Genomic DNA, 1,708 nt, shown 5'->3' with positions numbered 1-1,708 from the left:
AATCACCTCAGAGGATAATCCATCAGAGATATCTATCATGCTTGTAGGAAGAATATCTAAGTCCTTTAAAAGTTTCGGAACGTCTTTTCTCGCTTCTGGCTTTAATTGTCTTTCAACAAGATAAGTATATTGATCTAAATCGGGTTGTGCATTCGGGTTTACCTCAAAAACTTTACGTTCTCTTTCTAGGATTTGTAACCCTAAATAGGCAGCACCTAAATCACCTGAAACGACAAGTAAATCATTTGCTTTGGCTCCGTCTCTATAAACGATATCTTCTTTTTTAGCAGTTCCTAGAGCAGTTACGCTAATCAACAAACCTGTTTGAGAGGAAGTTGTATCTCCTCCAATAAGGTCCACATTATAGGTGTTACATGCTAATTGAATTCCTGCATAAAGCTCTTCTAAAGCTTCCAGTGGAAAACGATTAGAAACAGCAATAGAAACAGTTATTTGTGTTGCAGTTCCATTCATAGCATACACATCAGATAAGTTCACCATGACAGCTTTGTATCCTAAATGTTTTAGAGGCATATACATCAAATTAAAATGTACTCCTTCAACTAACAGATCTGTAGTTACTAAAGTCTTTAATCCTGAATGATTAATTACCGCAGCATCATCTCCAACTCCTTTTATTGTTGATTCATGAGAAATTTTAAAATGTTCGGTAAGGTGTTTTATCAAACCAAATTCTCCTAATTCAGCCAAGCTTGTTTTGTTGGGTGTTTTGTCTTCTATCATCTTTCTGTGTTTACGATTTGCAAAAATCTTGCTTTTTTCTGAGTTTACCCAATTTTATGTCATAAATGCATAATTTCTGTCTGTTTATAATGAAGACTTTGTGTATTTTTGAGCTGTTGTTGTTTATTTCTAACTTTAACTTTTTCAAAGCAACCAATTAACGGTTGTTCTGTTTATCCAATTGAATTTTTATGAAAAAAATAAAAGGATCACCACTGTTTGTATTTGTATTATTGTTAATAGTTTTTAAATCTTATGGTCAGAAGGAAAGTGACTTTCGTGTTTCTCTTTCTGCTGACCCCAAAATGATTGTTGTGGGGCCCTATGAGACAAGTGAATCTGGAGAATGGGATTTATTATTGCGGTTTGCTTACAGAAGAAAGCATTTCGAATATTCTGTTTTTTACGAAGGTTTTAAGGCGATTAGCTACTCTTCAGCTGGAATAAATGTGAATTATTTGTTCTTTAAAAAAGATGCTCAAAGCAGGTTTAATAGATTAGAGTTTGGTGTTGGTCCTGGTTTTGGTGTAATTGTAAGGAAGGAGTTAGATGTACGTGAGAACTTTATTGAATTGAACGGGGAATTTCGCTACTTTTTTAATAAAAATATTGGATTGATGTTTTTGGGTAATTTAAAATATCGCTCTGATTTGGTAGTAAGATATAATGAAACAGAGCCTTGGAGGTTTAGTAATTTTTGGGGTGTTATTTACAGGTGGTGATTTCTCGACTTTAATTTGTAGTTCAATAGGTTTTTCCAGAATCTGTGTTGTTGGTTTTTTATGGAAAAAATGTAAGGTTTCGGTATAAAGAACCTCTATTGGTTAATAAAGAAATACAAGATATAATTGTTCAAAATGCAGGATACAAATTGTATCTTTGCAAACACTTAATAAAGTAAGGAGTTTAATTATGATAAAAGTTTCAGACATAGCAAAAAAGAAAGTCATTGAATTGATGACAG

At 32.9% G+C, this 1,708-nt stretch carries 2 protein-coding genes; one reads left to right on the top strand and one right to left on the bottom strand.

The features are described from left to right. Nucleotides 1-744: thiamine-phosphate kinase (gene thiL, locus P8H68_RS13720; RefSeq protein ID WP_300326390.1), on the bottom strand; the 744-nt coding region annotated here is incomplete at its 3' end. Nucleotides 745-935: 191 nt separating this feature from the next. On the opposite strand from thiL, the gene P8H68_RS13715 reads away from it, so the two are divergent. After that, nucleotides 936-1,466, top strand: coding sequence for a hypothetical protein (locus P8H68_RS13715; protein WP_300326387.1), 531 nt, complete (start codon nucleotides 936-938; stop codon nucleotides 1,464-1,466). The last annotated feature ends 242 nt before the right edge of the window (nucleotides 1,467-1,708 follow it).

It is taken from the genome of Flavicella sp., from assembly GCF_029238425.1.
Lineage (GTDB): Bacteria > Bacteroidota > Bacteroidia > Flavobacteriales > Flavobacteriaceae > Flavicella.
This window is presented reverse-complemented; position numbering and strand designations above follow the sequence as displayed.

Excerpts from the sequence above, each read along its gene's own strand:
- P8H68_RS13715 (WP_300326387.1), top strand. The coding sequence starts at position 936 with ATGAAAAAAATAAAAGGATCACCACTGTTTGTATTTGTATTATTGTTA.